The organism is Acetobacterium sp. UBA5834, assembly GCF_002435675.1.
In the GTDB taxonomy this organism is placed as follows: domain Bacteria; phylum Bacillota; class Clostridia; order Eubacteriales; family Eubacteriaceae; genus Acetobacterium; species Acetobacterium wieringae.
Window position 1 is genome coordinate 22,986 of sequence record NZ_DJGY01000044.1, and the last position, 21,752, is coordinate 44,737.

Annotated in this window: 22 protein-coding genes; 5 read left to right on the forward strand and 17 right to left on the reverse strand. The window is 44.5% G+C overall.

The genetic code is table 11. From position 1 onward, the window contains the following. Window positions 1-18: 18 nt before the first annotated feature. The 9 genes from B3F51_RS08780 to B3F51_RS08820 all read right to left on the reverse strand — a co-directional run bounded on the left by B3F51_RS08780 (window position 19) and on the right by B3F51_RS08820 (window position 8,029). A complete protein-coding gene (locus tag B3F51_RS08780; protein WP_148636581.1) occupies window positions 19-1,191 on the reverse strand; it encodes a pyridoxal phosphate-dependent aminotransferase in 1,173 nt (390 codons plus the stop codon). Window positions 1,192-1,203: 12 nt separating this feature from the next. Beyond that, the gene (locus B3F51_RS08785; protein WP_148636359.1) at window positions 1,204-2,532 is read right to left on the reverse strand and encodes a phenylacetate--CoA ligase family protein; all 1,329 of its coding nucleotides are present in this window, start codon (window positions 2,530-2,532) and stop codon (window positions 1,204-1,206) included. Next, window positions 2,529-3,440 carry a thiamine pyrophosphate-dependent enzyme gene (locus B3F51_RS08790; RefSeq protein ID WP_286946645.1) on the reverse strand — a complete coding sequence of 304 codons (912 nt, stop codon included), beginning with the start codon at window positions 3,438-3,440 and terminating at the stop codon, window positions 2,529-2,531. Before B3F51_RS08790 ends, B3F51_RS08785 begins: the two co-directional genes overlap by 4 nt. Beyond that, window positions 3,433-4,602 carry a transketolase C-terminal domain-containing protein gene (locus B3F51_RS08795; RefSeq protein ID WP_148636361.1) on the reverse strand — a complete coding sequence of 390 codons (1,170 nt, stop codon included), beginning with the start codon at window positions 4,600-4,602 and terminating at the stop codon, window positions 3,433-3,435. The genes B3F51_RS08790 and B3F51_RS08795 overlap by 8 nt, the downstream gene beginning before the upstream one ends. After that, complete coding sequence (locus tag B3F51_RS08800) at window positions 4,595-4,897, reverse strand: 4Fe-4S binding protein (RefSeq protein ID WP_148636362.1); 303 nt, start codon at window positions 4,895-4,897, stop codon at window positions 4,595-4,597. The genes B3F51_RS08795 and B3F51_RS08800 overlap by 8 nt, the downstream gene beginning before the upstream one ends. Next, entirely contained in the window at window positions 4,898-5,431 is a 534-nt protein-coding gene (locus B3F51_RS08805; RefSeq protein WP_148636363.1) for a 2-oxoacid:acceptor oxidoreductase family protein, read from the reverse strand. Window positions 5,432-5,459: 28 nt separating this feature from the next. Beyond that, window positions 5,460-6,119 carry a methionine ABC transporter permease gene (locus B3F51_RS08810; RefSeq protein WP_148636364.1) on the reverse strand — a complete coding sequence of 220 codons (660 nt, stop codon included), beginning with the start codon at window positions 6,117-6,119 and terminating at the stop codon, window positions 5,460-5,462. Then, a complete protein-coding gene (locus tag B3F51_RS08815; RefSeq protein WP_148636365.1) occupies window positions 6,109-7,122 on the reverse strand; it encodes a methionine ABC transporter ATP-binding protein in 1,014 nt (337 codons plus the stop codon). The genes B3F51_RS08810 and B3F51_RS08815 overlap by 11 nt, the downstream gene beginning before the upstream one ends. A gap of 73 nt (window positions 7,123-7,195) precedes the next feature. After that, window positions 7,196-8,029 (reverse strand): MetQ/NlpA family ABC transporter substrate-binding protein, encoded by an 834-nt coding sequence (locus B3F51_RS08820; RefSeq protein ID WP_286809308.1) that lies wholly within the window; start codon window positions 8,027-8,029, stop codon window positions 7,196-7,198. Window positions 8,030-8,351: 322 nt separating this feature from the next. Between B3F51_RS08820 and B3F51_RS08825 the strand changes: the two genes are divergently transcribed. Beyond that, window positions 8,352-9,041: a glutamine amidotransferase gene (locus B3F51_RS08825; RefSeq protein WP_286946648.1), complete on the forward strand. Its 690-nt coding sequence runs from the start codon at window positions 8,352-8,354 to the stop codon at window positions 9,039-9,041. Window positions 9,042-9,115: 74 nt separating this feature from the next. Here B3F51_RS08825 and larE read toward each other — a convergent pair whose 3' ends face one another. Then, window positions 9,116-9,922 carry an ATP-dependent sacrificial sulfur transferase LarE gene (gene larE / locus B3F51_RS08830; protein ID WP_250932977.1) on the reverse strand — a complete coding sequence of 269 codons (807 nt, stop codon included), beginning with the start codon at window positions 9,920-9,922 and terminating at the stop codon, window positions 9,116-9,118. Window positions 9,923-10,196: 274 nt separating this feature from the next. Here larE and B3F51_RS08835 point away from each other — a divergent pair, with 274 nt between their 5' ends. The 4 genes from B3F51_RS08835 (at window position 10,197) to B3F51_RS08850 (ending at window position 13,971) form a co-directional block, all read left to right on the forward strand. After that, window positions 10,197-10,529, forward strand: a complete 333-nt coding sequence (locus B3F51_RS08835) for an ArsR/SmtB family transcription factor (protein ID WP_070371962.1) — start codon at window positions 10,197-10,199, stop codon at window positions 10,527-10,529. A 46-nt stretch (window positions 10,530-10,575) separates the two neighbouring features. Next, window positions 10,576-11,343 (forward strand): EFR1 family ferrodoxin, encoded by a 768-nt coding sequence (locus B3F51_RS08840; protein ID WP_286946650.1) that lies wholly within the window; start codon window positions 10,576-10,578, stop codon window positions 11,341-11,343. 158 nt (window positions 11,344-11,501) lie between these two features. Beyond that, window positions 11,502-12,224, forward strand: a complete 723-nt coding sequence (locus tag B3F51_RS08845; protein ID WP_070371960.1) for a DUF2786 domain-containing protein — start codon at window positions 11,502-11,504, stop codon at window positions 12,222-12,224. Window positions 12,225-12,450: 226 nt separating this feature from the next. Continuing rightward, window positions 12,451-13,971 carry a methyl-accepting chemotaxis protein gene (locus B3F51_RS08850; protein WP_286946651.1) on the forward strand — a complete coding sequence of 507 codons (1,521 nt, stop codon included), beginning with the start codon at window positions 12,451-12,453 and terminating at the stop codon, window positions 13,969-13,971. 96 nt (window positions 13,972-14,067) lie between these two features. Here the strand turns inward: B3F51_RS08850 and larC are convergent, their stop codons facing one another. From larC to B3F51_RS08885, 7 genes are read right to left on the reverse strand one after another with little or no spacing between them, the layout of a single operon-like run. Then, window positions 14,068-15,219, reverse strand: a complete 1,152-nt coding sequence (gene larC, locus B3F51_RS08855; protein WP_070371958.1) for a nickel pincer cofactor biosynthesis protein LarC — start codon at window positions 15,217-15,219, stop codon at window positions 14,068-14,070. A gap of 49 nt (window positions 15,220-15,268) precedes the next feature. Further along, complete coding sequence (larB, locus tag B3F51_RS08860) at window positions 15,269-16,018, reverse strand: nickel pincer cofactor biosynthesis protein LarB (RefSeq protein WP_070371957.1); 750 nt, start codon at window positions 16,016-16,018, stop codon at window positions 15,269-15,271. Between the two features lie 48 nt (window positions 16,019-16,066). Beyond that, entirely contained in the window at window positions 16,067-17,926 is a 1,860-nt protein-coding gene (locus B3F51_RS08865; RefSeq protein ID WP_070371956.1) for a non-ribosomal peptide synthetase, read from the reverse strand. Between the two features lie 33 nt (window positions 17,927-17,959). Beyond that, window positions 17,960-18,703: an SDR family NAD(P)-dependent oxidoreductase gene (locus B3F51_RS08870; RefSeq protein ID WP_228883137.1), complete on the reverse strand. Its 744-nt coding sequence runs from the start codon at window positions 18,701-18,703 to the stop codon at window positions 17,960-17,962. Window positions 18,704-18,707: 4 nt separating this feature from the next. After that, window positions 18,708-18,944, reverse strand: coding sequence for a biotin/lipoyl-containing protein (locus B3F51_RS08875; protein ID WP_070371954.1), 237 nt, complete (start codon window positions 18,942-18,944; stop codon window positions 18,708-18,710). A 57-nt stretch (window positions 18,945-19,001) separates the two neighbouring features. After that, window positions 19,002-19,703 (reverse strand): lipoyl(octanoyl) transferase LipB, encoded by a 702-nt coding sequence (lipB, locus tag B3F51_RS08880; protein ID WP_228883139.1) that lies wholly within the window; start codon window positions 19,701-19,703, stop codon window positions 19,002-19,004. Window positions 19,704-19,705: 2 nt separating this feature from the next. After that, complete coding sequence (locus B3F51_RS08885; protein WP_286946654.1) at window positions 19,706-21,703, reverse strand: sigma-54-dependent Fis family transcriptional regulator; 1,998 nt, start codon at window positions 21,701-21,703, stop codon at window positions 19,706-19,708. Window positions 21,704-21,752: the final 49 nt, after the last annotated feature.

Consider the following 21,752-nt stretch of genomic DNA (forward strand, 5'->3'; position numbering starts at 1 on the left):
ATAAAAAGGCAGAGACTTCTAAAAAGAATGTCTCTGCCATTTTTGTTTAAGATCGGCCAAACGGTTCAGCGCCTCATAGAGGGTTGCTTCTTTTTTGGCAAAATGCAGGCGGATCAGGTGATTGACATCTTCCCTGAAAAAAGTAGAGCCGGGGACGGCCCCAACGCCGACATGTTCGGCTAACCAGGTACAAAAAGCCAGATCATCATCGGCTTTATAGGGGGATACATCAATCATCACATAATAGGCACCCTGGGGTGTACTGTAGCCAAGGCCGATATCATCAAGACCGTTTAAAAAGAGCTGCCTTTTGGCAGTATAGTGTTTGCGCAAATCAAGATAATAGTCATCACCAAATTGCAGCCCAACGGTGGCGGCTTCCTGGAGCGGTGCCGCGGCACCGACGGTTAAGAAATCATGAACCTTTTTAGCGACATCAATAATCGGTTCCGGAGCGATAATATAGCCTAACCGCCAGCCGGTGATGGAATAGGTTTTTGATAAAGAACTGCAGGAAATGGTGCGTTCAAACATCCCCGGTAGCGAAGCCAGATAAATGTGTTCATGGGGTTCGTAAACAATGTGTTCATAAACCTCATCGGTAATTACATAGGTATCATATTTTTTAGCTAAATCAGCAATAATCGTCAGTTCCTCCCGGTTAAACACCTTGCCGGTGGGGTTGGAAGGGTTGCACAGAATCAGCGCTTTGGGATCTTGTTTAAAGGCGGCTTCCAATTCATCGGTATTGAAGTTAAACGCAGGTGGATGAAGGGGGACATAGATCGGAACAGCACCGGATAAAATGGTATCCGCTCCATAATTCTCATAAAAAGGCGAGAAAACGATGACCTTGTCACCAGGATTGGCGACAGTCATCATCGCGGCCATCATCGCCTCGGTGCTGCCACAGGTCACTACAATTTCGGTTTCCGGATTAATTGATCGGCCCATTAACCGGCTCTGTTTTTGTGCCAGGGCTTCCCGGAAATTTTGCGCCCCGCAGGTAATCGAATATTGATGAGGCCCCTGACGGGAAGCTTTTTCCAGAGCCTCAAGAATTGGTTTCGGTGGATCAAAGTCAGGAAATCCCTGGGACAGGTTGACCGCATTATACTGATTGGAAATACGGGTCATCCGTCGGATTACAGAATCGGTAAAGTCAGCAGTTCGGTTACTCAGTGGTTTCATCATGCACCTTCTTTAAATTTCATAGATTAAGGTTCGCTCATCGATTAAGCGTTTTGCCTTATGAGTCGCCCGCTCCAAATCACCATCGTTTAAGATTGTGACATCACCAGGTTTTACACCTAACCGGGTTTTTAGCGCAGCAGCCACCCGTTCTTTTAATACTTCATCCGGTTCATTGTTGTCATCGGATTTTTCGATTTCCAGCCGATATTTAACCGAATGATTTTGTTCATATAAACGAATCAGGTATTCGCCGGTAATTCCTTCAGTTCCCCGGATAACAAACTCAATATCACTGGGGAAAACATTAACCCCAGAGACAATAAACATGTCATCCAATCGGCCATGAATTTTAATGCGGGCGTGGGTTCGCCCACAACTGCAGGGTTTGCGGTTGACTGAGCCAATATCACCGGTTTTGAAACGGATCAGTGGTCGGGCTTTTTTACGCAGGGTGGTGTAGACGAGTTCACCCCGTTCACCATCGGGTAAGGGTGCTCCGGTTTTTACATCCAGGACTTCAACCAGAATGTGATCCTCAGCGATATGGAGGCCATCCTTGGCTTCGCACATCCCGGCGCAGGCCCCGAATATATCTGATAATCCAAAAAAGTCATATAGCTCGGCATTCCAGACTTTTTCGATGGTTTCCCGGGTGGTTCCAATCGAGCCACCGGGCTCGCCGGCTACAATGATAGTACGAATGGCCAAATCCTTGGCAGGGTCAATGCCCATTTTAAGGGCTGTTTCGCCAAGATACAAAGCATAAGATGGAGTTGTCCAGATAATCGTCGGTTGGAATTCTTTTAAAATAAAAAGCAGTCGTTCCGATGGCACAGTTCCGGCCCAGATACAAAGGGCTCCCAAATTCTGGGCCCCGATGACATCCGGTCCACCGACAAATAGTGAAAAATTCAGAGCGTGAACATAACGGTCATGTTTACGCATCCCGGCACCATAAAACAGGCGACTTTCGACATCCTGCCATTCGTCGAAATCCTGTTTGGTAAAGGGGCTGAGGGTTGGCACTCCGGTTGAGCCGCTGGAAGCCGACACAAAAACGACATCATCTTCACTGACGGCAATCATGTCGCCTAAAAGCCCGCCTTTGGCCTGCCGTTCCCGTTGGGTGGCCTTATTGGTAAACGGGAATTTTTGAATATCTTCGAGCTGGTTAAAATCGGCTGGGGTCAGTCCGGCCGCATTAAAGGCTTCTTTATAATAAGCAGAATTGCTGTAGGCAAATGTCAGTATATCTTTTAATTCGCGACGCTGTAATTCTTCCAGATCTGCTCGTGGCAGGGTCTCGATTTTTTCATCCCAATATTTTTTCTCGCTCATAATTCCTCCTTGGTGGTATTCCAATTTTTTCGTATCAACTCCCATTTGGCATCCCGCTGTGCTGCCAGTATTTCAATGTCTGCATCGTCTAAATGTTTAAAGCGACCTTGTGATAGCAGATAATCTTTAATTGATGAAAAGTCGCGGGGGTTTTTATTAAGTGTAAACTGTCCGTTTTCGTATTCGGCCAGGTACCACAAACCGCAATCCATCATTTTTCTGGCGATATCAATCGTTTCATTGACGGGAATTCCCCAACCAATTGGGCAGGGGGCGACCACATGGATGTAGGCCGTGCCTTTTATTTTAGAAGCTTTTTCAATCTTATTGATAAAATCGGGAAGATTCCCGATACTGGCGGTGGCAGCATAGGAAATATTATGGGCTGCCACAATCTCAAAGAGATTTTTTTTGGGGCGTAGATTACCGTGAATATTTTCACCGCTGGGGGTTGTGGTTGTTTTGGCACCAAAAGGAGTTAAACCGCTTTTTTGGATGCCGGTATTCATATAGGCTTCATTATCGTAGCAGATATAAAGAATATCATCGTTGCGGTCAATGGCCCCAGATAAGGCCTGAATGCCGATATCGGCAGTTCCGCCATCTCCGGCCAACCCAACCGCTTTGAAATTCTTAATCCCAACCGCCCGGGCGCCAGCTTCCACACCAGTTAGCATTGAAGCGGTTCCGGCGAAGGTTGAAATAATCGAATTATTGCTAAAGCACAAATGTGGATAATTAAAACCAACTGCGGACATACAGCCAGCCGGGAGCACCGAGATGGCCCCCTCGCCCAGAACTTTAAGAGCGATTCGCACAGCCAGACTGCCGCCGCAACCAGCGCAGGCCTTATGGCCATAAAAAAATTCACTGTCCGTGATCGTTTTTGCGGTTATTTTATTACTCATTAATGGTCACCCCCAGTCCGATAAAATTAATGTGTTGGCCACCGGTTTGCAGATGGCGAAAGATTGTTTTGATGTTTTCGCGGCTGATATCACGGCCGCCGAGACCGGCAATGAAATTATAAGTTTCCAGACGCAAGCCATTCTTTGCAATAACCGAGTTAACATTGGTATAGACGGTGCCTTCATAACCAAAGGAAATGTCTTTTTCCAATACCCCGATGGCTTTAGCCGATTTTAATGCCACAACCAGATCTTCCTGGGGAAAGGGTCTTAAAAAACGGAGCTTGAGCAGGCCAACCTTTTCACCACGTTCACGTAATTCATCTACCACCTCCCGGCACAGGCCGGTGATGCTGCCCAGGGTAATTAAAATATAGTCAGCATTGTCAATACGATAACCCTGGGTTAGCCCACCATAGCTGCGGCCGAAAATTTCAGCAAATTTTGCATCGGTTTCCTCGATAATTCGTTTGCTATCGAGCATTGCTTGATGCTGGAGGTATTTGAATTCCATATTATTGTCGGGACCAACACTAAAAGCCAGATTTTTCGGGTTATCCAGACTCATTTTGTTCTCAGTTTGAAACGGTGGCAAAAAGCGGTCAGCAACCCCCTGATCTGGAATTTCCACGGTTTCGTAGGTGTGAGTCAGGACGAAGCCATCCAAATTGACCATAACCGGGGTTGATACCAAAGGGTTTTCGGCAATATGGTAACTTTGCAGGGCCATGTCTAGGCTTTCCTGGGCATCTTCCACATATACCTGGATCCAGCCGCTGTCAAGCTGCGAGAGGGAATCCCGCTGGTCGCCATAAATATTCCAGGGTAAGGCAGTGGAGCGGTTGGCATTCATCATCACAATCGGAAAGCGACCGCCGCTGGCATAGTGCAAACATTCCGCCATGTACAGCAGACCCTGTGAAGAGGTCGCCGTAAAGGTGCGGGCGCCCATGGCACTGGCACCAATGGCACAGGATAGAGCGGAATGTTCTGATTCAACATGGATCAGTTCGCTTTTTAAACTGCTGTCTTCCACCATTTCAGAAAGCCTTTCAACCACTGTTGTCTGCGGGGTGATCGGGTAAATCGAAATAACCTGGGGGCGGGCCAACCGAACCCCTTCGGCAAAGGCATCATTGCCTGATAAAAATGCTTTAGTCATTTGTTTCTACCTCCATTTTAATGGCTTGCTTGGGACAGACTTTTTCACAGATGCCGCAACCCTTGCAAAAGTCGTAGTCAATATCCAACCCATCAGTTGTTTTAAAAATAACGCCGTCGGGACAGTAAAGATAACATTGCAGGCAGTTGATGCATTCAGTCGTAACGATAATCGGACGTTCATTTCGCCAGCCGCAATTTTTGGTAACCAGATAGCCGGCTTCACTGGCAGTGCCTAAGGGGTAAGCTGACAATTTTTGGGGTTTCTGATAATGTCGTAAATAAGGCTTGCTCATTTAGTGAACCTCCTTAAAATGATCATAGGATTCTTGTAGAATCAACTGGTTTTTGGCTGCGTGGGTTGCCGGCAAATACTGATTACTGGCCTGCTGCAATGATAATAGCGAAACATCGTCAGAGATACTTGCCAGGGCTCCGAGCATTGCTGTGTTACTGAGGGGCTTTTTGATTATGTTAAGGGCAATCAGATTTGCATCAATTGTCTGGATCTGTGAAAAATCACGAAATTTTTCTGGGGTTGCGGTGTTAATCAGGGCGATGCCATCGTCTTTTAGATCGTTTAAATAATCAAAAGAGAACAAACTGTCATCCAGAAAGATTAAATAATTGCAGGTTTTAATTTCACTCCGATCGATAATTGCCTGCGTATCAATTTTATTAAAGGCCTGAATTGGCGCACCGCGGCGTTCGGGGCCAAAAGAAGGAAAAGCCAGCGAAAATTTATTGTCGATTAATGAAGCGGCTCCCAAAATTTTAGCAGCGGTAAAGGCCCCTTGCCCGCCGCGTCCATGCCATCGTATTTCAATCATATTGTTTCCTCGATTCTTAAGTAGTGTTTTATTTGCTGGTTTTATCCAGTTTTTTTGCGGATGAATCCCCAATAACCTGAAAGATCTGTACCAGCAGCACCAGAACGATCACACAGATAAACATCACTTCGGGTTCATAGCGCTGATAGCCGTATCGGATGGCCAGATCGCCAATTCCACCGCCGCCAACGGTTCCGGCCATAGCTGAAAAACCGATTAATGACACTGCAGTGACGGTAATGTTCTTAATCAGCGATGGTAAGGCTTCCGGCAGCAGAATCTTCAGTACAATCGATAATTTACTGGCCCCAGAAGCAATGGCAGCTTCCAACACGCCATTATCAACATCGGAAAAGGAGGCTTCAGACAGTCGGCCAAAAAAGGCGATGGCCGCTACTGCCAGGGGAATGACCACAGCATTGGGACCGATGGATGTATGCACGATCGCTTTTGAAACGGGAATCATCAATACCAGCAAGATCAGAAAGGGGATTGAACGGGTGATATTAATAATGACGCCGACAATTTGGTTGATGACCCGATTTTTGAGAAAAAGTGTATTCGATGTTAAAAATAATAACAGCCCAATACTGCCACCAATGATGATGGCGGCCAACAGGGACGAAATGACCATTTGCATGGTTTGACCAAAGGTTAGAAGCAGTGCTGCTTTTAAATCAAAGTCCATGATTGATTACCTCCAAATCGGCCGTATTTGCGGCAAGAAATTCGATTGCCAGTTTTAGTGGCTCAGTTTCACCAATTAATTCGACATAGAGTATCCCCAGTGGTAAATCGTTGATGTACTCCACCTTACCCAGCAAGATATTAAAACCAATCTGAAAGGTATTGGCAGCGTAATAGAGAATCGGGTTGTTGGCAGTGTCCCCCTTAAATGTGAGACGGATAATTGGACCTTGCATCTTGTCAATAATTTGCTCAGGTAAATTAAAATGACTGGTGTGACTTAATAACTGTCGGGTGAAGTCTTCCCGGGGTTTTGTGAAAATATCATAGACATCGCCAATTTCGACGACCGATCCCTTGTTCATTACCGCACATCGGGTACAGATACTTTTGATGACATCCAGTTCATGGGTGATGATGACAATGGTGATACCAAATTTTTTATTCAGGTCTTTTAATAAGCTTAAAATGGATGAGGTGGTTTCCAGATCAAGAGCGGATGTGGGCTCATCACAGAGCAGAATTTTGGCATCATTAGCCAGTGCCCGGGCAATTGCAACCCGCTGTTTTTCACCACCTGAAAGGTTGGCGGGGTAGGAATTGGACTTCTCCGATAAATTGACCAGATCCAGTAATTCTTTGACCCGGGTTTCAGTTTCCGCTTTTGATTTCCCTGCTGCCTTTAAAACAAAGGCAATATTCTGATAGACGGTTAGATTTCGGGCCAGATTAAAGTGTTGAAAAATCATCCCGATATTGCGACGGAGTATTCGCAACTGTGTTCTCCGATAATTGGTGACATTTTCGCCGTCTACCAATATTTCACCGGAGGAAACAGTCTGTAATAAATTGATGGTACGAAGCAGGGTGCTTTTGCCAGCACCACTTGAACCGGCGATACCAAAGATCTCACCCTTTTCAATTTTAAAATGGGCATCATTAACAGCCTCAAAAATTTGTTTGTGCTGTTTAAAGCTGACAGAGACATGCTTGAATTCAATCATAATCGTTACCTTTTTCTATAGGATTTAAGGCAAAAGCTCAGTTCTTTAAATTAACTGAGCTTTTGTTAAAATTTTAATAGTCAGATGGTCTTTGGAAAGAAACATATTGTTTGGTCGGATCCTCGATTACTTTTTTAAAGGCATCGGATTCGATTGCGGCAATGACATCTTTCGCAAAATCGGAATCTTTATCTTCAATTCGGACAGCGACACCATTGATGTAGCCCTCAGACAGTTTTTCATTATAAAGGGCATCAGAAAGGTTGAGTCCAGAACTGAGTGCATAATTACCGTTAATCACGGCAATGCCGACACTGTCAAGACTTCTTGGTAATTGAGGCGCTTCGATTTCGACAAACTGTAAATTTTTAGGATTGCTGGAAAGGGTGTTTTGAGTGGCTGTTTTAGGATCGACAGCTGGGTCGATGGTGATAATATTGGTTTGCGCCAAGACTCGAATAGCCCGGGATAAGTTAGTCGCATCATTTGGAATCGCTACGGTAGCGCCGTCTTCGATATCATTAATGGTTTTATATTTTTCGGAAAAAATTCCCATCGCAGCAGTGGGAACTTCTTTGATGAAGGTTAGGTCTAAGTTGTTCTCTTTGGCAAAGTTGGTCAAGTAAGTAGAATGCTGAAACAGGTTGAGATCAATTTCACCGGCGGCTAATGCTTTGTTTGGTTGAACATAGTCTGAGAATTCGACGATTTCAACGGTGTAGCCTTTTTCTTCTAAGGAAGGTTGAATTGCTTCTGTGAACATATCGCCATATGGTCCGGCACACACGCCTACTTTCAAAACCTTTGCTGGTTCGGTTGTGGCAGCACTTGATGAAGAACAACCTGTCAGGGCGATCAGCAAAATGCTTATAATTGCAATAAATCCGATAATTCGTTTAGTTTTCATTTGAGATCCTCTCTTTTCTAATCATAAAATTTTTATTTTTTTGGTTTATCTACTACATGTAATTACTACATCAGACAACACATGGATTTAGTCATGAGGTCACCACCTTTCATATCATAGTAATTTTATATGTTTAATGCGATTTATTATAACAGGAACCATTTGTTTTTGCAAGAATAAAACACACAAAACATATAAAAATAATATGAATAATGTTATTTATTTCATCAGCCATTTCTATTGACAATTAGCACGTTATTATATATAATTTATTACATATAGGAAAAGTATGAAAAGAACGTTGTTTGAAGGAGGAACTATTATGAAAAAACTACTCATTATAAAGACCGGATCATCGGATCAACATGTGATCAACAAATGTGGCGACTGTGATGTCCGCATTGCCCAATGTATCGGAATACCATATGATGATGTCCGGGTAATTTCAGTCTATGAAAATGCCGTACCAATTCTGCCGGACGATATTGCTGGCATTATTATTACTGGTTCCCCTTCAATGGTAACGGATTTGGAACCCTGGGGGGTAGCAACCGCGCAATGGTTAAAACAGGTTGTTAAAAAGAACATTCCTGTTTTGGGTATCTGTTTTGGACATCAATTGCTTGCCCATACCTTTGGTGGTTCGGTTGACTATCATGAACAGGGTGAAGAAAAAGGCGAGGTTGAGATTCATCTTACTGAAGATGGCAAGAAAGATCCATTGCTGGGGGTATTACCAGCCCGTTTTAGTGCATATTCGTCCCACTTTCAGACCGTTACCAAAATACCACCTGATACCGTGATATTGGCAGAAAATGATTTTGAGACGACTCATGCACTTCGATATAAGGAAAGCGTCTGGGGCGTTCAATTTCATCCAGAATGTGTAGGCGATGTATTTTGTAATACTATTGAACATAAAACATATGGTAAAGCCTTATTAAGGCGCTTTTATGATTTAGCTGTGACAGCACAAAATGATGAAAAAACAATGCGTTGGCACAATAGCTAGTTAGATTAGAATATGATAAAAGAGACGACAAAAAACAGGATTACTAAATCAAAGAGTCTAGCAATCCTGTTTTTTTATAGCGTCTCGTTCATGCTGCCGGTTCGATAGCCTTTTAAATCAAGGCTGATATAAGTGAAGCCAATGGTTTTAAAACGATCATGAATTTTACTGCGAATACCTTCATTAACTAAGGTTTCGAAACCGGCTTCATCGGTTTCGATCCGGGCCAGGTCACCGTGATAGCGGACGCGCACCTGATGGAAGCCGAGATCAAGAAGGTATTGTTCAGCCTGGTCGATCATCTGCAGGCGATCTGGGGTAATATTCTCGCCATAAGGGAATCGGGAAGACAGACAGGCAAAGGATTGTTTGTTCCAGGTGGGAAGATTCAATTCCTTCGACAGCTGACGGATTTCATCCTTGGAAAGCTTGGCAAATCGTAACGGGCTTTTGACACCTAACTCGGTTACCGCTAATAGTCCCGGTCGGTAATCACCATCATCGTCAGTGTTGGAGCCTTCAATAACGTAATTTAATTTCTGAAGAGTCACAATTTCTTTGATCTTGGTAAAAAGCTCGGACTTGCATAAATAACAGCGGTTCTTGGGATTATGGGAAAAACCTTCAATATCCAGCTCTTCCGAATCAATTATAAAGTGATCGACACCCAATTCTTCAGCATAGGCGGTGGCTTCCTGTAATTCGCGCTTGGGAAAGCTCTCGGACCGGGCGGTCACTGCAACCGCTTTTTTTCCTAAGACATCGTAAGCAACCTTTAGCAAAAACGTCGAATCAACACCACCAGAAAAGGCTACAGCGACACTTTCCAGTTTGCTCAGGTAATCTTTTAACGCTTGATATTTATTGGTCAGGTTATCCATAATACACTCCTTCACATTAATCATAGTAACTATATATGATTAATATTTTATGGTATTTTTAACCCGTTGTCAAGTGTGATTGTGGGGAATAAATGGCCTGAAGGAGGGAATTGCTTTACAGTCGTTGAATACGGATCGGATGAAAAAAACGCAGATAATCAACTTGAATGGTCTCGAATTTCTTTCCCGATGTTGATAAAAATATTTATTCATGTATACTGTTAGCAATGGTTTAATGAATTAAACCATTAAACGGAGGAAGGGAGTACCAGAAATGAGTAACGAGCAAAAAGCGCTGATTGAAATGTTCAAAGATTGTCAACCACTACTCACCGCCATCGGGGATGAAACCCGACAGTTAATCATGGTGGCAATTATGGAAAATGGGTGCTATCCTGGCATTCGGGTAGGAGAAATTACCAAAAAAGTCAATCTGTCCCGACCAGCAGTATCCCATCATATCAAAATCCTGATGGATGCTAAGATTGTTAATGTGAGTAAGCAAGGAACCATGAATTTTTATTATCTGGATCCGGAAAAAAGCAGGTTGCTGCACTTAAAAACATTGGTGGAGCATATTGAACTGTTAATGAAACAATGCAAGTAGTGTATCAAATTACATACTCAAAATAAAAAAAACAAAGGAGCAGAACATGATATTTTATTTTACCGGAACCGGTAACTCGTTGTATGTGGCAAAAAGGATTGGTGACGAGCTGGGTGAACGACTCGTCGATATAACCACGGCTATGAAAGAGAAATCTTTTGTTTATTCGCTTTCAGTCGATGAAAAAATTGGCTTTATTTTCCCGGTTTACTTTTATGGCGTACCTTCAATTGTAGCTGATTTTATCGCTGAGCTCATAATTGAACAAAATCTGGAAGCCCGCATGCAACCTTATGTATTTAGTGTGATGACTTGTGGCGGCGGAATGGGCGGAACGCCGAAAATGCTGGAAGATCTCCTGAAAAAGCAAAAGGTGTCGCTCGATGCTGCGTTTGAAGTTAAGATGGCCAGCAATTACATCATGATGTACCAGCCAACGGGGCCAGCGCTACAAAAGAAGATAAAGATTACAACAGATAAAAAGCTAACTGACATTATCGCAGCAATATCAAAGAAAAAGAAGGATGATAGCAACAAACGAAAAAAATCGTTTTTGACCAATATAGCTTATCCGCTATACGTCCATGGCCGAAAAACCAGGCTCTTTTATGCTGATGACAAGTGTAACGGCTGCGGAAAATGCGAGAAAATTTGTCCTGTTTCGGCGATTCAAATGGTTAATAACAAGCTGGTTTGGACGGCAAAACAATGTACGCACTGCACCGCCTGTATCAACCGCTGTCCCCAGAAAGCGATTCAGTATGGAAAGAAAACCCTTAAGTGGCGACGGTTTGAAAATCCCATCCTAAAATAATTAAGAATCCATAAATTTTTCCGTCTTCGTTCTTGACAGTTGGAGCCATACCAAATAAAATAAGAGATGTATAGTAAAATGATATTTAATTAAGATGGATTCTATATTGAAGTGTTTGTTTTTGGCAAAAAGCAGAAAGTTCAAAACGAGGAAGAAAAATGGAAGCCAATATCAAAGATCGAATAAAAAAACTGTTAGCCCTTGGTAGAAGTCCCAATCCCAATGAAGCAAATTACGCAATATTAAAAGCAAAAAAGCTGATGGTTGAATACAAGCTGACTGAACGGGAATTATTGCGCCATGATGAAAATCCGATTAAAGTGGATAGTGATATTTATTATACAACCCGCAGTGAGCATTGGATGACTGGCCTGGCGGATGTGATTTCGGAGAACAACTGCTGTGTCTTTTATATGGTCACGCCGTCCGGATCGCAACGCCATTATATTATTTTTCATGGTTACGAGGAAGATGCGCTGATTTGCAACAGCATTTTTGCCTATGCGGTTGATTGTGTGCGAACCCAGATCAAAGCGATAAAAAAAGTGATGAAGTTAAATGAGCAGCCAGCTAATATCATTAATGAAGCGTGTGAAACTTATGGTAAGGGTTTTTATGAAGGTTTGGATGACGCTTACACGACCCAGGAGTATGTGCATCAGGAGTGGGGGCTGGTGATGGTGGTCCCACCGGAAGTTAAAGCAATTCTTGAACCGATGGAACGTGCGCACATTAAAGAGAAGAATCATGATGATCATTATTCGTTTTATGCTCAGGGCTACCGCGAAGGCAAGGTCTTTACGACCCAAAATAAATTGGCAGATACAAAAGAAAAAACGACAGCAGAAGATAATCCAACGACAAATCAAGAAGCTGTCTGAAAATCAAAGGTAAGCAAAAAAACACCGGCACCTTGTTTTTAACAAGTTATCGGTGTTTTGTTGCGTGATACGGAGGATTATTATGTTAAAATAAAGAAAATAGACGGATCTTATAGCTCAGGTTATGGTAATTGAAAACAGGAAGCTGGCATTTTTTGTTTATCGGCGCGCAAATTGGATAAAAATATAAATAAGCCAATATACTTACCGATAAGGAGAATGATTGATGAAATTCAAGTATAAAATCGTAGCCCTGTTTGTGTCGGCCATTGTTTTAATCAACCTTGGAATCGGTATTTATGCGGTAAACAGCATGCAGAATAAAGTGCTTGATGCTGCCCGCTCCAAGCTCCTGAGTGATGCTGCTTTGGGCGAGGCTTTCCTGGATCAACAGATTCCCGGGGACTGGATTATTAAAGAGGGCGATTTGTACAAAGACTCGGTGAAAATGAATGATAATTTCGGAATTGTTGATCGAATCGGGGAGTTAACAGGGGATACGGTAACGGTCTTTCAAGATGATACCCGGGTTGCCACAAACGTAAAAGATGCAGAAGGTAATCGGGCGGTTAATACGCAGGCAACCGACGTGGTTAAAAAAACTGTTTTGGATCAGGGCGAAACATACATCGGTAAGGCCAATGTAGTGGGTGTCTGGAACCAAACAGTCTATAAACCGATCACCAATGCCAAGGGCGAGGTGATCGGCATCTGGTACGTGGGAATTCCCAATACCATCTATGACAAATTGGCTACGGATTTCAGAAATATGCTGATTTTATTTTCCATCGTGGCCGTTACGCTGGCGGGTATTGTCATTTGGATCATTACTGACCGGATGACCCGACCATTAGTGATGCTGGAAAAAGTCACCAATCGGGTAGCGCAAGGCGATCTGACGCAACAAGTTGAAACGGTCAAAAGTAAAGACGAAATCGGCGTATTAGCCGTGGCGATTGAGCGGATGATCGTTAATATGCGAACAGCTTTAAAAAAAATAGCGGATTCTTCGGAAGAGGTTGCCATGGGTGCCCAGAATATTTCCACGGCCAGCACATCCCTGTCGATTGGCGGCACGGAACAGGCCAGTTCCATTGAGGAACTGACTGCCTCCATCAACGAAATTGATGAGCAGACTACCATCAACGGCGAAAGTGTCAGTCAAGCTGTTGCATTGGTCCGTGATGCCCAGGCTAAGGTTAACAGCGGTGACCGGGAAATGCATAATATGCTGGCCTGTATGGATGACATTAATGATTCATCGCAGAATATCGGAAACATCATCAAAGTAATCGATGAGATTGCCTTTCAAACCAATGTATTGGCATTAAATGCCAGTGTGGAGGCCGCTCGGGCCGGGGAACATGGCAAAGGGTTTGCAGTGGTCGCCAGCGAGGTAAGAAACCTCTCCATCCGCACGACTGACGCAGTAAAACAAACCTCCAGTTTGATTGAAGCATCGGGAAAGAATGTCAAAATCGGTATCGAAGTGGCAAATCGGGTGTCGGAAGCACTGGACGAAATCAAAGCGAGTATGAAAGCCGTTGAAACCCGGGTTGAAGCAGTTGGCAAAGCATCAGAGCAGCAAACCCAAAATATTCACGAAATCAATTCAGGGATCAGTATTATTGCCAACGTGGTTCATACTAATTCAGCAACATCGGAAGAAACTGCCGCCGCCAGTCAAGAACTCTTTAACCAGGCTGAGATATTAAAAAGACAGACCAATCAATTTAAGCTTCAGTAAATCAGGGTAATTTTAAAAGGAATATCAGTGGATACAACAAAACAAAAGACTCAGAAAGCTAAGCATCTGAGTCTTTTGTTTTACTGGTTTGCAACGCTACTTTAGTTTTTCAACCATTTCTAATACTTCCCACAGCGATTTGCCCGATTCCTGGGCGATTTTTTTGACATCCTCATATTCCGGGGTAGCCCGGGTAATATCGCCCTGTTGGGATATTTTAATGGTTACTTCACCCAGTGGAGTTGCTATTTTTTTAAAATGCCGGTGCATGCAGGTTCGCTCAACCGGGTATTTGCGAATGCCGATGGTGGAGGTTTCCTTTAGAATAATTTCTTCAATCAGCGGCAGCCGGGCTTCGCTGCAGAGAACCGTCAGGTGGATGCCTGGGCGGTTTTTCTTCATATAGACCGGCGTGTAAAAGGCATCCAGGGCACCGTTTTGCAATAAAACTTCGAGGACATAGCCAGCCATTTCGCCAGTCATGTCATCAACATTGGTTTCTACCACCATAATGGTGTTGGCTTCAGATTTACGCCCCTGAATAATCCGCAGAGCATTTAAAACCCCAAAATCCTTGCCGCCAAAACCATAGCCGGTTTTTTCCGGAATAAAACTGGGGGTGGTCGGGGAATAGGTAGCCAATTCAGCGAGAATGGCCACCCCGGTGGGCGTGGCTGATTCACCGTCTATGGCCTTGGAATACATTTCGAAATTGGAATTACAGAGGATCTCTGCGGTGGCTGGAGCTGGTACCGGTAAGAGACCATGGGCACAGCGAACCCAGCCGCTGCCGACATTTATTTTGGAACCATAAACCAGATCCGGTTTTAAGGCATGATAACAGATGGCCGCCCCGACGATATCAACAATTGAATCGAGAGCGCCAACCTCATGAAAATGAACCCGTTCAACCGAAACATTATGAACCTTGCCTTCGGCGACTGCCACCCGCATAAAAATAGCCAGAGCAGTTTTTTTAACCTCGTCTGAGAGGGTTGAATTTTCGATGATTTCTTTTATATCGTTAAAGTGCCGATGATGGTGTCGGTCAGCTTCCAGGATAACATGACAGCGAGTGCCGGAAATTCCCTTTTTCATGGTTTGCTCGGCTTCGATACGAAACCCGCTGAGATTCAGCTTTTTCAGTTCAGCGTCAAGGTATGCTGGATCAATACCCAAATCAATAAAGGCACCCAAAACCATATCCCCACTAATACCGGAAAAACAATCGAAAAATAAAACCTTCATGGACAATTCTCCTTCTTTGGGCCACGCCCTGATGAAATTTCGCTTATGTTTATAGTTTGTTAATTTTTGATGCCATACAGGCAGCCCCAAAACCATTATCAATATTGACAACACCAATCCCGCTGGCGCAGGAGGTCAGCATCCCCAGTAAAGCCGAGATTCCACCAAAGCTGGCGCCGTAACCGATACTGGTGGGAACGGCGACGATGGGTTTATCGGTGAGTCCACCGACGACTGAGGCCAGAGCACCTTCCATACCAGCCACCACAATAATGACTTTGGCGTGATTGATAATTGGGACGTTGCCAAGTAGCCGATGAATCCCGGCGACTCCCACATCATAGAGTCGTTTGACCTGATTGCCCATCACCATGGCAGTTACAGCGGCTTCTTCAGCAACCGGAATGTCTGAGGTTCCGGCCGTGACGACAAGAATATAATCTTCGGTGGTTTTATATTCTTCCCGTTTGACGACCACGGAGCGGGCTTCTTCGTAATAAATAGCATCAGGGGTAATGGATTTGATGGTGTCGAAGACGTCCCGTTCAGCCCGGGAAGCAAGGATGTTGCCAGTGGATCGGGTCAGCATGTTTTCGACAATCCCCTTAATCTGGTTCAGCGACTTTCCGGGACTGTAAATCACCTCCGGATAACCGTTTCGTAGCTCCCGGTGATGATCCACTTTGGCATAGGAAAGGTCTTCATAGGGCAAGGTTTTTAGCAACTCCAGAGCGGTATTGACCTCGCATTCGTGGTTTTTGACGTCTTCCAATAATTTTGTTAATTGATCTACATTCATAATTGTCTCCATTACTGCTGATGAGTCAGCAAAATATTAAAAAATTTGTTAAAGTGACAAAATATAATTGGTCATTTCAGTTAAGGTCAGGTAGTTGCGGAACTGATTGGTGTTTATTTTAATCCCATTGGTCTGCTCCAGTTGGTTAATCAGATCAATCAGACCCAGCGAATCGCCGCCGAGATCAAAAATAAAATGACTGTCAAGCCCAATCATCGCTGGCGAAATTTTCAGAATATCGGCCCAGCAATTTGCCATCTCATTATATGGTCCATCCAGGGTTGATTCAGAAACGTTGCTTAAGGGAATGGCCAGATCATAATGATCATAGTCGCCGTTTTCCCAGGCAACAGCCAAAGCTAACCGGTTGATTTTTCCAGAGGTGGTTCTGGGTATTTCGTCAATCATCACACCCCATTTTATCGGAAGCTGCCAGGTGGCAGAAATAGACTGGCCAGCCAGGGTTAAAGTTTCCGGATTTTTGGAATCACTAAAGAGAATCAGACAGTTGTCCTGAGTATTCCGGTTTTTGCCCTGAACAACAATCAGGTTGGTATTCTCAGGCAAGGCCTGCTTGCCGGTTTTTTCCAGATCGGAGACCAGATAATTTTCACCGTTGACGATAATAATATCTTTATAGCGGCCAAATATATTCAACCAGCCATTTCGAAAAAAGCCCAGATCGCCGGTGTTAAAATAACCGTCTTCATCCACCCCGGTAGGGGTGTTTTTAGTTTTGGAATAATATCCCTGCATGACATTGGTGCCACGAATATGGATCAGACCCAGATATTCCGGATCCAAAACATTTCCGTTCAGATCTTTAATGACGACCTCATTACATTCGTCCAAAACACCTACTGACATCCGGCCGATGGTATCATCATCAGGATCACAGAAGAACAGTTTTTCGCCAATGGCAATGCCGCTGCCCAAAAAATAATCCATCCGGAAGGGTGAACCGTAGGGGGTGTAAGCCACACCCATGGTGGTTTCACTAAGACCGTAGGCTGGTTTTAAGGTATCCCGGGTCCAACCCATTGGGGCTGTTTGATCTTCGAAAGCGGTTAAGGAAAGGGGATTGACATCTTCGCCACCGCAAAAGCAGATATAAAGAGTGTCAAGATTTACTGCCCGATTCTGTTTAATGCCGACTTTCAGCAATAGTTCGATGCCAAAAAGGGCCGCTCCGGTGACAGTGGCGGAAAACTGCGAGAGCTTTTCCAGCCAGCGGTTGGGGTTTTTTACAAACTGCAGCGGGCTCATTAAATACTGAGGAAAGTTGTTGACAATCGGAACCAGATGATAGCCGACAAAACCAAAGCAATGGGATAGCGGCAGCCAGCTTAGATAGCGTTCCTGCACATTGTCGCGGACGATGATACTGCTGGCAACACCGCCTTCTTGGAGGTTGCGGGTAGTCAGAACAGCGCCTTTCGGATCCGAAGAGGTACCGGAGGTAAACTGAATCATTCCAGGATCTGTGTCACACACTGAAACAATGGTTCCCGGGGACGATTCGGTCAAGGCCCGAAACATCAGCTGGTTGTTTTCAAACAGGGTTGTTACCCCTTCCAGATCACTGACAATGATGGGGTCTTCCAGTGTGTTAAGGACACTTTGCAGATAAGCCCGTGATTTTTCATCCTGGGCCAGGGGTAGGATGGCGGGAACCATGCCGCCCAGGATGCCCGCCCAGAAACAGGTGATTTGGGCCTGGATACTTTTTAGCTGAAACACCAGCAGGGATCCTTTTTTTAGACCGGCTGACTGGTAACCGCCGAGGACTTTCATGGCATTTTCAAAAAGCGTGGCGTAGGTCTGAGTAAATTCCTGGCCATCGGCCTCCAGATACGTGATGGTGACATCACTGGTTTTTAGCTTGATAAACGAGTCTTGTATATTCATGGAAGTCTCCTCAACAATTTGGTCAGATCCACATTAGATCATGGTATAACCACCATCGATGGCAATGGTCTGCCCGATGATGTAATCACTGCCTGATGAGCAAAGAAAGGAGATAATCCCCAATAAGTCTTCTTCTGTTCCCAGTCGACCGGCCGGGGTATTTTTGGTGTGCTCAGTCAGGGCATATTTGGGGAAGTTTGAATTGGCCATGTCGGTTTCAATAACTCCTGGAGCGATGGCATTAACCTGAATGTTGAGACGAGCAGCTTCCCGGGCCAGGGCTTTGGTAAAGGCGATGACACCACCTTTAGCGGCGGAATAATGAGTAAACCCGAGTCCACCAACCCGACCGGCGATGGAAGCCACATTAATAATCTTACCCCGTTTTTGCTTTTCCAGCACCTTGTAAACCGCATGAGTGGCGATAAAGGTGCCGGTTAAATCAATGTCAATCACCGCTTTCCAGTCGTCCAGGGTCATGGCGCTGAAGGTTTTAACGGGGAAGATTCCGGCGTTGTTAATCAGCACATCAATTTTCCCGTAGGTTTCCATAACAATGTCGACCATTCTGATGGCGTCTGCTTCGGACGAGATATCGCATTGTATAGCAATACATTTGGTCGGCAGCTTTTCGGCAGCAGCCTTGGCAGTTTCAATATTTCGACCAATAATAACAATATTGGCCCCTTCATTACTGAGATATTCAGCAAACGAATAACCAATTCCCCGGGACGACCCGGTGATGATAATAACCTTATCCTGATGTATACCGGCCATGTTCTTAACCCTCAATTTCGCCAATAATCTGGCCAACTAAAACGCGATCATCTTCTTGCGCCAGGATCGCAGAAAGAACCCCGTCGGCTGGGGATTCGATGTAGATAGAAATTTTATCGGTGGCTGCTTCAGCAATGTTATCACCTTTTTTAACCGTGTCGCCAACAGCCACAAGCCATTGTCTTAAATTGATTTCTTCAGCGCCTTCAGCGAATTCGGGGATTGCTATTTCGTATTTCATTTGGTTCTCCTTTAAATTTTTTCTTCAAGATTAACAACTATTTGTTTAAGACACAGTTTAACGTTTATGACTGACAATTTCGTCAATGGTTCTTTTAGTAGTGTTGCTGCCAAACATCTCATCGAAGGCCAAAATGAACTGGTCACGCAGATCAGGCAGGTTGATCGGGGGACATCCACAGGCTTCCATGGAGGTGACACCTTTGTCTGCAATGCCGCAGGGAATGATGGCCTTAAAATGTTCGAGGTTGGGGTTGACATTAATCGATATGCCATGGAGGGTAACCCCATGGGATACCGCAATGCCCAGAGCGGAGACTTTCTTTTCTTCGCCGGTTTCGGGTTCTACAACCCAGACGCCGCTGCGTCCTTTGATACGTTTGCCTTTTAGCTGATAATGAGCCAGCAGATTAATAACCACCTGTTCCAGACAGCGAACATATTGATGTGCCCCCTTGACATACTGATCAAAGTGCAGAATTGGTGAAACAATGAATTGACCATTGCCATGATAGGAAATATCACCGCCACGGCTAACCGCTGTCAGAGCAATACCTTGATCCAAAAGTTCAGCTGGGGTCAGGAGCAGGTTCTGCTCATGAGTGCCCCGACCCAGGGTGATAACCGGATAGTTTTCCTGAAAAAGCAGGGTGTCCGGGCATGTTTTGGTGACACATTTTTTATGGAGTTGTTCCTGAATGACAAAGGCATCTTCATAGGAAATCAGTCCCAGGTCAATCCAAATGAGGTCTTTTTTCATGCTTAGTCCTCCAGGTGATACAGTTTCATTTTGCGGTACAGGGTACTCCGGGAAATACCCAGGTACTCAGCTGCTTTCTTGCGTTCAGAAAAAAGAGCTAGAGCTTTTTTAATGGTGGTGAGTTCGATATTTTTTAAGTCCACATTGGGTTGCTCTGTTAGTGTTTCAATAATCTTTTTTTGTACAGGAAGGTTTTCTTTCGGGGTCAGCTCAGCGTTAATATTGGGTAAGTAACTGGCAATAAAATAGTTGTCAATGCGATTGGTTTCGGTAAAATTGACGGCCTGTTCAATGGCATTTTTAAATTGTCTCACATTGCCCGGCCACTCATATTCCTGCATCGTTGCGATAGTGGAAGGGTGGAGGGGCTCGATGTATTTACCGCAGGTCTGGGTGATGTCACGCAGAAAAAACTCAGCCAGAATGGGAATGTCTTTTTTTCGTTTGCGTAGCGGTGGAATATTGATTTGCAATACATTCAGTCGATAGTAAAGATCTTGTCGAAACCGCCCCTTTTTAACTTCTTCGGCAAGATTTTTATTTGTAGCGGCAATAACCCGCACATCAATGGGAATATCCTTGTTTCCACCGATGCGTTGGATGTACCGCTCCTGTAAAACCCGTAGCAGGATGGTCTGGGTGTTTAAGGGCATTTCACCAATTTCATCGAGAAAAATGGTGCCGCCCCTGGCCAGTTCAAATTTTCCGATTTTTCCGTGTTTGCTGGCTCCCGTAAAAGATCCTTCTTCATAGCCAAAAAGCACACTTTCAATCAGGCTTTCGGGAATTCCGGCACAATTAATGGCAATAAAGGGCTGGTCTGATTGATGGGCATTATGAATGGCCTGGGCAAACATTTCTTTGCCGGTTCCACTTTCGCCTTCTAAAAGAACCGTCGCACTACCTTTGGCGGCAATTTGTGAAAGATGGACAGAGCGTAGCAGTTCAGAGCTTTCTCCGATGATGTCATCAAAGGTAAATCGGGTGCCTTTGCGTTTGGCTTTTTCTGAAACCTGAATGGTTTTATCCAGATCTTTCAAGGTGGCAACAGCTCCAGCAACAGTGCCATTGTCATGAAGAATCAGTTTGCTGTTAATCAGGCAGTTGATTTTTTTACTCTTTGTAATAATGTGTTTATCTTTTTCTTCAAATGATGGCGGAACATCACCGTTATGATCGAGAATCGTTTCGCCGTCCATAATTTCCAGAATATTTTTCCCGTAGGATTCAAAGGTAGTGGTTTTTAAAATCTTGGCACCTTGAGAATTGATGCCAATGATTTTGCCTTTGAGATCGACGGCCACCACCCCATCGGTCATTGAGTCGATCAGGGTTCGCAGGTAGTGATTGGTTAAATCAACCTGGCGATGGGATTCGGCAATACAGAGCTGTCGGGAGATTGCTTTTGTGGCAGCAACAACCATGCCCAAGGTATGGGGATAGGCCATTTCTTTAGGCCCGGCCATATCCATGACGCCAAGCAGTTTGCCGTTGGCATCAAGAATCGGTGCGGCGGAACAGGTTAGTTCGTGATAGCATTCATAGTAGTGCTCGGCGCCGATTACCTGAATCGGCTGGAGCAGATCAATGGCTAAACCAGTGGCGTTGGTGCCAGCCATGTGCTCATTCCAGATGCTGCCCCGAACCAGATTTTTGGTGAAGGCTTCTTTTAAAATAGCTTGGTCACAAATCAGTTCAAGAATGACGCCATTAGGATCGGTAAGGGTGGTGGAAAAACCAGACGTGTTGACAAATTCCTGTAATTCAACCATAAAGGGAATACTGACATCCAGAAGCAACTGATTCTGTTCGAGGCGTTTTCTAAAATTTTCTTCGCTGACTGTTGGAGTGCGATTTAAAGCCCGGGGATCAAGTCCTGCTTGTTGACAGCGCAGCCAGGAATCAATGATCGGTTTACGGACATGATGTCCGACGTTCCCGGATACGACAAAGTCTTCCCAGGTTTTTTTAATCATCTCAAAATCAGCAGAAATTTTCAACGCGTTCACACTCCTCTATTTTGTTGGTTTTTTCTTGCGAAGGCGATTG

Bases quoted from the DNA above. Each gene is read 5' to 3' on its own strand.
- B3F51_RS08780 (WP_148636581.1), bottom strand. From the start codon at position 1,191: ATGAAACCACTGAGTAACCGAACTGCTGACTTTACCGATTCTGTAATC.
- B3F51_RS08785 (WP_148636359.1), bottom strand. From the start codon at position 2,532: ATGAGCGAGAAAAAATATTGGGATGAAAAAATCGAGACCCTGCCACGA.
- B3F51_RS08790 (WP_286946645.1), bottom strand. From the start codon at position 3,440: ATGAGTAATAAAATAACCGCAAAAACGATCACGGACAGTGAATTTTTT.
- B3F51_RS08795 (WP_148636361.1), bottom strand. From the start codon at position 4,602: ATGACTAAAGCATTTTTATCAGGCAATGATGCCTTTGCCGAAGGGGTT.
- B3F51_RS08800 (WP_148636362.1), bottom strand. From the start codon at position 4,897: ATGAGCAAGCCTTATTTACGACATTATCAGAAACCCCAAAAATTGTCA.
- B3F51_RS08805 (WP_148636363.1), bottom strand. From the start codon at position 5,431: ATGATTGAAATACGATGGCATGGACGCGGCGGGCAAGGGGCCTTTACC.
- B3F51_RS08810 (WP_148636364.1), bottom strand. From the start codon at position 6,119: ATGGACTTTGATTTAAAAGCAGCACTGCTTCTAACCTTTGGTCAAACC.
- B3F51_RS08815 (WP_148636365.1), bottom strand. From the start codon at position 7,122: ATGATTGAATTCAAGCATGTCTCTGTCAGCTTTAAACAGCACAAACAA.
- B3F51_RS08820 (WP_286809308.1), bottom strand. From the start codon at position 8,029: ATGAAAACTAAACGAATTATCGGATTTATTGCAATTATAAGCATTTTG.
- B3F51_RS08825 (WP_286946648.1), top strand. From the start codon at position 8,352: ATGAAAAAACTACTCATTATAAAGACCGGATCATCGGATCAACATGTG.
- larE (WP_250932977.1), bottom strand. From the start codon at position 9,922: ATGGATAACCTGACCAATAAATATCAAGCGTTAAAAGATTACCTGAGC.
- B3F51_RS08835 (WP_070371962.1), top strand. From the start codon at position 10,197: ATGAGTAACGAGCAAAAAGCGCTGATTGAAATGTTCAAAGATTGTCAA.
- B3F51_RS08840 (WP_286946650.1), top strand. From the start codon at position 10,576: ATGATATTTTATTTTACCGGAACCGGTAACTCGTTGTATGTGGCAAAA.
- B3F51_RS08845 (WP_070371960.1), top strand. From the start codon at position 11,502: ATGGAAGCCAATATCAAAGATCGAATAAAAAAACTGTTAGCCCTTGGT.
- B3F51_RS08850 (WP_286946651.1), top strand. From the start codon at position 12,451: ATGAAATTCAAGTATAAAATCGTAGCCCTGTTTGTGTCGGCCATTGTT.
- larC (WP_070371958.1), bottom strand. From the start codon at position 15,219: ATGAAGGTTTTATTTTTCGATTGTTTTTCCGGTATTAGTGGGGATATG.
- larB (WP_070371957.1), bottom strand. From the start codon at position 16,018: ATGAATGTAGATCAATTAACAAAATTATTGGAAGACGTCAAAAACCAC.
- B3F51_RS08865 (WP_070371956.1), bottom strand. From the start codon at position 17,926: ATGAATATACAAGACTCGTTTATCAAGCTAAAAACCAGTGATGTCACC.
- B3F51_RS08870 (WP_228883137.1), bottom strand. From the start codon at position 18,703: ATGGCCGGTATACATCAGGATAAGGTTATTATCATCACCGGGTCGTCC.
- B3F51_RS08875 (WP_070371954.1), bottom strand. From the start codon at position 18,944: ATGAAATACGAAATAGCAATCCCCGAATTCGCTGAAGGCGCTGAAGAA.
- lipB (WP_228883139.1), bottom strand. From the start codon at position 19,703: ATGAAAAAAGACCTCATTTGGATTGACCTGGGACTGATTTCCTATGAA.